General features: G+C 66.2%; 6 protein-coding genes and 1 pseudogene. 1 reads left to right on the top strand and 6 read right to left on the bottom strand.

The features are described 5' to 3' along the window. From AC1DYX_RS24090 to AC1DYX_RS24065, 6 genes and pseudogenes are all read right to left on the bottom strand, one after another. Positions 1 to 333, bottom strand: a pseudogene (locus AC1DYX_RS24090) (FGGY-family carbohydrate kinase); the annotation flags it as partial. After that, the gene (locus tag AC1DYX_RS24085) at positions 333 to 1,358 is read right to left on the bottom strand and encodes an ABC transporter permease (protein ID WP_477263558.1); all 1,026 of its coding nucleotides are present in this window, start codon (positions 1,356 to 1,358) and stop codon (positions 333 to 335) included. The gene AC1DYX_RS24085 and the pseudogene AC1DYX_RS24090, both read right to left, overlap by 1 nt. Then, positions 1,355 to 2,353 (bottom strand): ABC transporter permease, encoded by a 999-nt coding sequence (locus AC1DYX_RS24080; RefSeq protein ID WP_477263556.1) that lies wholly within the window; start codon positions 2,351 to 2,353, stop codon positions 1,355 to 1,357. Before AC1DYX_RS24080 ends, AC1DYX_RS24085 begins: the two co-directional genes overlap by 4 nt. Next, positions 2,350 to 3,900, bottom strand: coding sequence for a sugar ABC transporter ATP-binding protein (locus AC1DYX_RS24075; protein WP_477263554.1), 1,551 nt, complete (start codon positions 3,898 to 3,900; stop codon positions 2,350 to 2,352). The genes AC1DYX_RS24080 and AC1DYX_RS24075 overlap by 4 nt, the downstream gene beginning before the upstream one ends. 95 nt (positions 3,901 to 3,995) lie before the next feature. After that, positions 3,996 to 4,985, bottom strand: a complete 990-nt coding sequence (rhaS, locus tag AC1DYX_RS24070) for a rhamnose ABC transporter substrate-binding protein (protein WP_477263560.1) — start codon at positions 4,983 to 4,985, stop codon at positions 3,996 to 3,998. Positions 4,986 to 4,999: 14 nt separating this feature from the next. Then, positions 5,000 to 5,902 (bottom strand): DeoR/GlpR family DNA-binding transcription regulator, encoded by a 903-nt coding sequence (locus tag AC1DYX_RS24065; RefSeq protein ID WP_477263552.1) that lies wholly within the window; start codon positions 5,900 to 5,902, stop codon positions 5,000 to 5,002. A 335-nt stretch (positions 5,903 to 6,237) separates the two neighbouring features. Here AC1DYX_RS24065 and AC1DYX_RS24060 point away from each other — a divergent pair, with 335 nt between their 5' ends. Further along, positions 6,238 to 8,346: a bifunctional rhamnulose-1-phosphate aldolase/short-chain dehydrogenase gene (locus AC1DYX_RS24060; RefSeq protein WP_477263550.1), complete on the top strand. Its 2,109-nt coding sequence runs from the start codon at positions 6,238 to 6,240 to the stop codon at positions 8,344 to 8,346. The last annotated feature ends 271 nt before the right edge of the window (positions 8,347 to 8,617 follow it).

Here is an 8,617-nt window from a genome sequence, read left to right as displayed (position 1 = left end):
GTCGTAGGCCGGACGCACGGCGGCATAGTCGATGCCAGGCAGCTCGGCTTCATAGTCGAGCACCGGCAGCACAAGGCCCGCGTCGTCGACGAGTGCCGCCGTCGCGCCATGCGTGACGGGCACGATGGCCGACACGCGCGCCTGCGCGGCGAACGCGCGGCAGCCATCGAGCAGCCAGTCCCACAGGCCGTCCGTGTCGTGGTGGGCGTAGGGGCCATCCGTGCGCACGGCGTTCGGACGGCGCCGCTCGGCCAGCACGCGGCCGCCGGCATCGATCAGCGCCAGCTTGGCGTTGGTCTTGCCGATGTCGAGGACGATCAGTGCGTCGTCCATCACGCGCTCCGGGCACGCCGCATGCGCAGCAGCGTGGGCAGCGCGATCGTCGCGAGCAGCAGCACGCCGACGACGATCGTCATGTAGATGCCGGGGATGTTCGCGAGAGACAAGCCATATGTGACGGTGCCCATCGTCAGCACGGCCAGCATCACGCCGAGGATCGTGCCGGCGCCGCCGGCGATGCTCACGCCGCCCAGGATGACCATCGTGATTACTTCCAGCTCCCAGCCGGTGGCGATGTTCGGGCGGGTGCTGCCGATGCGGCCCGTCAGCAGGAAGGCGGCCAGGCCGGCCATGGCGCCCGTCAGCATGAACAGGGCGAGACGGTAGCGGTCGACGCCGATGCCGGCAAAGCGCGCCGCTTCCGGATTGTTGCCGATGGCGTAGATGCGACGGCCCCAGCGCGTGGCGTGCAGCACGACGGCGAACAGCGCGGCGCACGCCAGCAGCACGACGAATTCGCGCGGGACGATGCCGAAGAAGTAGCCCTGGCCCCAGTCGGCCAGCAGTTGCGGATAGCCCGTGAACGCCTTGTCGCCGAGGACGACGCTGGCGAGGCCGCGGTACAGCGACACGGTGCCGATGGTGACGACGATCGAGGGCAGCGCGAAGCGCGTGACGAGCACGCCGTTCAGGAAGCCGCACGCGGTGCCCGTGGCCAGCGCGACGGGCGCCAGCGTTTGGGGCGGGAAGCCGGCATTGTGTGCGAGTCCCATTGCGACGGACGACAGCGCGAGCGTGCCGGCGACGGAGATGTCGATCTCGCGGCAGATGATCAACAGGGCCATCGGCAGGGCGATCAGCGCCTTCTCGCTGAAGTTCTGCGTGCCGTCCAGCAGGTTGTAAAGGTCGAGGAAATGCGGCAGCGCGACGCTGTTCGCCACGAACACGGCGACGAACAGCATGGCGAGCAGGCTTTCCCAGCGCCCGAGCAGGGTGGTCAGGCGCGGTGTCTCGCGGTCGAGGATGGTGTAGCGGGAAGACGGCTTGGATTGGGTTTGCATCGTGGTGGTCGGATTCACGCGGGGCTCCGGTTGGATGTACGGCTTGCGCCATGCAGCGGCAGGATCTGGCGGCTGCGGCGGCCCGCGCCGCGGGCATTGATCAGGACGGCGACGAGGATGACGAGGCCCGTGAGGGCGCTCTGCCAGAACGGCGACACCTGCAACACCGGCAGTGCGTTGCCGATCACGGTGAGGAACAGGGCGCCCAGCACGGCGCCGGGGACGGTGCCGACGCCGCCGCCGATCGACACCCCGCCGATCACGCAGGCGGCGATGACGGTGAATTCGAAGCCGTAGGCGATTTCCGTGTAGGCGACGGCATATCTCGCCACCCACAGGTAGCCGCACAGGCCCGCGACAGCCCCGGACAGCGCATACGTCCCCAGCAGGCGTCGGGCGCTCGGGATGCCGATATAGCCCGCGCATTGCGGCGCATTGCCGATGGCGTACAGGTCGCGGCCGAACCTGGTACTGCGCGCCACCCAGGCGATCACGGCGACCGTGGCGGCCGCGATCCACACGAGATGCGGCAGGCCGAGCAGCCGGTCGAGCGGGAAGGCGATGAAGTGCGGCGGCATCTGGTGCGCCGACACCCAGGCGCCGCCCGACAGCACGAACACGGCGCCGCGGTAGACGCTCATCGTGCCCAGCGTGACGACGATCGGGGGCAGGGCGAGGTAGCCGATCAGCCAGCCGTTCACGATGCCCAGCCCGAGGCCGACGGCGGCGGCTAGAAGCACGATCAACGGCAGGGGCAGGCCCGGATAGTGCGCGCCCAGCATCGCCGCGACCATGCCGGACAGTGCCAGGTTGGCCGCGACGGACAGGTCGACGCCGCGCGTGACGATGACGAGCATCTGGGTCAGCGCCAGCATCACGAGCAGCGTGCTGTCCGTGACGAGGTTGGCGAGCGAGCCGGCCGTCAGGAATGCCGGTTCGCGCAGGCCGACCGCGACGACGAGCGCCAAGACCATCGCTGCCAGCAGCGGTTCACGTTGTCTGAGGAAGTTCATGCCGCCTCCGTCGCGGGTACGTTGCCCGTGGCCAGGCCCGATGCGGCGGCGACGACGGATTCCGGCGTCGCGTCAAGCCGCGTGAATTCGCGCTGCACGCGGCCGTGGTGCATGACGACGATGCGGTCGGCCATGCCCAGCACCTCGGGCAGTTCGGACGATACGAGGATCACGGACAAGCCGCGCGCCACGAGCTGGCTGATGAAACGGTGCACCGCGGCCTTCGAGCCGATGTCGATGCCCTTCGTCGGTTCGTCGAGGATGATGACCTTCGGGTCGGTCGCCAGCCATTTGCCGAGGACGACCTTCTGCTGGTTGCCGCCCGAGAGCTCGGCCACGTGCTGCGTCAGGTGGCTCGCCTTCAGCTCCAGCTGTTCCGCGAAGTGGCGCGCGATCGCCGTTTCTTCCGCGCGGCGGCCGCGCAGGAAGAAGCCGATGCGCGACAGGATCGGCAGGGTGATGTTTTGCAGGATGGGCATCGTCAGGTGGGCGCCGTGGTGCTGGCGGTCTTCCGGCACGTAGGCGATGCCGAGGGCGATCGCTTCGCTGGGCGAGCGCGCCGCGACGGTCCGGCCGTCCAGCGTGATGTCGCCACGCACGCCTTGTGTGAGGCCGAACAGGGCCTGCATCACTTCCGAGCGGCCCGCGCCCACGAGGCCGTAGAAGCCCAGGATTTCGCCGCGGCGCAGGGTAAAGCTGACGTCGTCGAATTCGGTGGGGTGGGACAGGTTCTGCACGACGAGCAGCGGCTCGCCGATCTGCGCCTCTGCCTTCGGGTAGGCCTGGTGCACGGACCGGCCGACCATCAGCGCGACCAGTTCCTGCTCGGTGATGTCGGCCAGGCGGCCCTCGGCCACGTACTGGCCGTCGCGCAGCACGGTGTAGCGGTCGGCCACTTCGAAGATTTCGTCGAACTTGTGCGAGATGAAGATCACGGCGGTGCCGGCCGCCTTCAGCTGGGCGATGATGCGGTACAGCTCGCGGATCTCGCGCTGCGACAGGGCGGCCGTCGGTTCGTCCATGATGACGACGCGGGCATCCTGGGCGAGGGCGCGGGCAATCTCGACGAAGTGACGCTGGGCCACCGACAGGTCTTTCACCCGCGCCTTCACGGGCAGGTCGACTTCCAGCCGGGCGAACAGGCTTGCCGCCTCCGCTTCGATGCGGGCCCAGTCGATGTGGCCCGCGCGCACGGGCTGGCGGCCCACCCAGATATTCTCGGCGACGGACAGTTCGTCGAACATCACGGTTTCCTGGTGCACGGCCGTGATGCCGGCGGCCATCGCTTCCTGAGGGCTCGCAAACGTCACGGGACGGCCGTCCAGCGCCATCGTCCCGGCGTCCGGCCGGTAGATGCCGGTGAGGGTCTTCACCAGGGTGGATTTGCCGGCGCCGTTCTCGCCGATCAGGGCCATGCATTCGCCGGCGCGGATCGTGACGTTCACGCCGTTCAGGGCGTGGATCCCGTTGAAGCGCTTGCTGATGCCGGTCAGCTGCAGGACGGGGATGGCGTCTTCAGGTAGGCTGGTTTGTTGGGTGGCTGGCATACGTAGTCTGACAGGATGATAGGCCGGGACGTGCGGGGTCCCGGCCGTAAAAAAGCGACCGTTGAATGACCGGGGAATACGTCAAATAGACTCGGTCAGAACAGTTTCGCGAACTTGTCGACGTTGTCGGCGTTGTACGTGAACGGCGGACCGAGCGCCGCTTCGCCGTTGGCGTCGAGCGTCACGCTGCCCAGGCGGCCGACGGACACGCTGGCGCCCGGCTTCGCCTCGGCCTTGCCCTTCACGAACTGGTCGGCGGCGTAGGTGGCCGCGTAGCCCAGGTCGATCGGGTTCCAGATCGCGAATTCCTTCACGGCGCCGCTCTTCACGTGACCGGCCATTTCGGACGGCAGGCCGAGGCCCGTCACATAGACCTTGCCGACCAGGTGCTCGTCCGCCACGGCCTTGCTGGCGGCGACGATGCCCACCGTGGTCGGGGCGATGATCGCTTTGAGCTGAGGATGGCTGCGCAGCAGGCCGATCGCCTCGCGGTAGCTCTTGTCGGACTGGTCGTCGCCGTACACGGTCGCCACCAGCTTGAGCTTCGCGTACTCGGGCTTTTCCAGCACCTTCTTCATCACGCCGATCCAGATGTTCTGGTTCGTCGCCTGTGCGGACGCGGACAGGATCGCGATCTCGCCCGCACCGCCGATTTCCTGCGACGCCATCTGGATCTGCTTCTCGCCGATCAGTTCGGCGTTCGACGGGTTCAGCTGCATCTGCCGGCCCTCCGGCGCGACGCCGCTGTCGAACGACACGACCTTGATCCCGCGCTGCATGGCCTTCTTCGCGATCGGCACGAGGGCGTTCGGATCGTTCGCGGAGATGACGATGGCGTCGACCTTCTGGCTGATCAGCGAGTTGATGATTTCGATCTGGCCTTCGGCGCTGGGCGTCGTCGGACCCGTATAGATCACTTCGACGTTGCCGAGCTGCCTCGCCGCTTCGTCCGCGCCCGTGTGGGCCGCATCGAAGAAGCCGTTGCCGAGGTTTTTCACGACCATCGCGATGCGGGTCTTTTCAGGCTTCTTCTGGCCGCAGCCGGCGGCGCCGGCCAGGACGCCGACGGCCGCCAGCGCGAGCATGAGGTGTTTGGGCTTCAATGCGCGGCCTCCAGTTGGGAATCGAGTTGCGGATCGAGCTGCCCGTCGGGCTGGAACAGCGCGGCGGACTGCAGGTCGTACTGCGGATTGAAGAACGGTGCGCCGACGTTCGGCGCCACCTCGTCCGGCTCGACGGTGACCACGTTGACGCCGTACTGCTCGAGCGTCTGGACGGCCTTGTCGGAGGCGCCCGTATCCGTGATCACGGTCGAGACGCGATCGAGGCCGCACAGGATCAGGCCCGCCTTGCGCGCGAACTTGGAACTGTCGGCCAGCACGATCAGCTCTTCCGCCTGGCTGATCAGGCGTTTCTCGGCCTGGATCAGCAGTGGGTCCGCTTCCATCAGGCCGAGCAGGGACAGGCCGTAGACGCTCATGAACATCTTGCCGGCGTAATGGTGCTGGGTGATGTCGTTGTCGAACGGCGAAAGGATCACGTTCTGCTCGCGGTAGACCTTGCCGCCCGGGACGATGATCTCGTTTTCGCTCGATACGAGCAGGCGCTCGGCCATCAGGAACGAATTGGTCAGGATCTTCAGGTGCTTGTCGGCGAGGAACTCGGCCATCATGAACGTCGTGGTGCCGCCGTTGATGATGATCGTTTCGCCGTCCGTGCACATGCCCGCCGCGTGGCGCGCGATGGCCCGCTTGCGTGCCGCGTAGCACTGGATGTTGTTCTGGAACGTTTCGCTCGACAGGGGGAACTGTCGTTTCCTGGGCAGCAGGTTCTCGGCTCCGCCGCGGGTGCGGGTGAGCAGGTTGCGGGCTGCCAGCCAGCTGATGTCGCGCCGGACCGTCGCCGGTGACGCATTGAGCCATTCGACGAGTTGCTGAACGGTCGCCGTCTGATGCTCGGCGAGCAGCTTCAGCAAACGCTTGCGGCGTTTGTGATTCACCATTTATCTCCTCCATTGTGCCGTAAATATTTTTGTGCGGCTTAGCAACGTCGTACCGCAAGGTCGCGTTGTCTGGGGAAAAGAGTAATGAGGAGATGCCATGCCGTCAATCATTAAACGATCAACCGGCTGATTATTTGGCCGGCGCGGACCGCGCAAATGCGCGTTTCGATCAACCATATGATTAATTCGCTCTTGCTCACGATGTTGAGCGATTCCGCGTTGACACTGCTTGGGCCGCTGAATTCTACTGTGCCCGGATGCCGCGACCGTGATGCCACGGGGCGGGTGAAAGATGGGATCGCCGTCGAGCGACGACACTATGGAGACCAGGAATAATGGGTGCAACGAGCGAAACAAAGCAGAAGGAACCGATCACGTCGCGCTGGGATGACCAGCACGCCGCCACGCTGAGCGAACCGGATCTGCTGCTGTACCGTTCCAACCTGCTCGGTTCCGACCTGCGCATCACGAACTTCGGCGGCGGCAATACGTCGGCCAAGATCGCGATGACGGATCCGCTCACGGGCGAACAGGTCGAGGTGCTGTGGGTGAAGGGCTCGGGCGGCGACCTGGGGTCAATCAGGCTGGACGGATTTTCGACGCTGTACATGGACAAGTTGCAGGCGCTGAAAGCCCGCTACCGCGGCCTGGAGCACGAGGACGAGATGGTGGGCTACCTGCCGCACTGCACGTTCGACCTGAATCCGCGCGCAGCGTCGATCGACACGCCGCTGCATGCCTATATCGCGCACAAGCACGTCGACCATATGCACCCGGACGCCGTCATTGCAATCGCGGCATGCAGGAACAGCCGCGCGCTGACGGACAAGATCTTCGAGGGCGAACTGGGGTGGCTGCCGTGGCAGCGTCCGGGCTACGACCTGGGCCTGAAGCTGGAACAGCTGTCGCAGCAACAGCCGCACCTGAAGGGCATCATCCTCGAAGGCCACGGCCTGTTCACCTGGGGCGACACGGCAAAGTCGTGCTACGAGACGACGCTCGCCATGATCAAGCGCGCCGACGAGTGGCTCGCGACGAACGTGAAGCAGCCCGTGTTCGGTGGCCAGGTCGCGCAGGCGCTGCCGCCGGCCGGGCGCGCGGCACTGGTCGCGCGCCTGATGCCTCTGTTGCGCGGCAAGATCAGCCAGCAGGAGTACAAGCTCGGTCACTTCGACGATTCCGCCGCCGTGCTGGAATTCGTCTGCAGTGCCGACCTCGCGCCGCTGGCCGCGCTGGGTACCTCGTGCCCGGACCACTTCCTGCGCACGAAGATCCGCCCGCTGGTGCTCGATTTCGATCCCGCAACGCCGGACTTCGATCGCCTGGTGACCGGTCTCGATCAGGCGCTGAGCGATTACCGTGCCGACTACACGGCTTACTATGAGCGCTGCAAGCGCGAAACGTCGCCGAAGATCCGCGACGCCAACCCGATCATCTACCTGATTCCGGGCGTGGGCATGCTGTCGTTCGCGAAAGATAAAGCGACGGCACGCATCGCGGGCGAGTTCTACGTCAATGCGATCAACGTGATGCGCGGCGCGAACGGCGTCGACGCCTACGTCGGCCTGCCGGAACAGGAAGCGTTCGACATCGAGTACTGGCTGCTGGAAGAAGCGAAGCTGCAGCGCATGCCGAAGCCGAAGAGCCTGGCGGGCCGCATCGCCCTCGTCACGGGCGGGGCCGGCGGCATCGGCCAGGCCGTGGCGCGCCAGCTGCTGCAGGAAGGCGCGTGCGTGATGTTGACCGATATCGATGCCGAGGCGCTTGAAGTGGCGAAGCAGAACCTCGTCAGGGTCGCCGGCAAGGACAACGTGGACACCGTGCAGGCAAACATCACGAGCGAAGAGGAAGTGGGCGGCGTGCTGTCCGCGACCGCACTGCGCTTCGGCGGCGTCGACCTGCTCGTGTCGAACGCGGGCATCGCCTCGGCCGCGCCGCTGGACGAGACGTCGCTGGAGATCTGGAAGCGCAACCAGGACATTCTCGTGACGGGCTACTTCCTCGTCTCGCGCAGCAGTTACCAGGTCATGAAGCAGCAGAAGCTGGGCGGCAGCATCGTCTTCGTGGGCAGCAAGAACGGCCTCGTGGCGTCGGCCGGCGCCTCCGCGTACTGCACGGCGAAGGCGGCCGAGATCCACCTGGCCCGCTGCATCGCGCTGGAAGGCGCGGAGCACGGCATCCGCGTCAACGTCGTCAATCCGGACGCCGTCATCCGCGGCTCGCGCATCTGGGACGGCAAGTGGAAGGAAGAGCGCGCCGCGTCGAACAAGATCGACCTGGACGACGTCGAGGAGTTCTACCGCAAGCGCAGCATGCTGAAAAAGAGCGTGCTGCCGGAAGACATCGCCGAAGCCGTGTACTTCTTCGCCAGCGAAAAGTCCGGCAAGAGCACGGGCAATGTGCTGAACGTCGATGCGGGCAACGCCGCCGCGTTCACCCGCTGACCGGCGGATGCACTCTGGGTTAAGATTTAACAATTCATAAAAGAGGACGGCGGCGCGTGGCGCTGCCGCCAAAAACCAGGAAAAAGCGAGGAGACAGGAATGACGACCATGATCGATACGGGGTTGGTGGCCGAGCACAATGCGAAGCTGGCGCCGCAGCTGCAGGCCGACTACGACGCGCTCGGCGGCATGCTGGCGCGCCGCGGCCAGGATATCGAGGCGCTGACGGCGCTGGCGCAGCGCTTCGCCGTGGCCGTGCCCAGCTGGGGCG

The organism is Massilia sp. P2_C2 (assembly GCF_056404615.1).
Note: the sequence above shows the minus strand (reverse complement) of the source record. Positions and strands in the feature narration are given on the sequence as shown.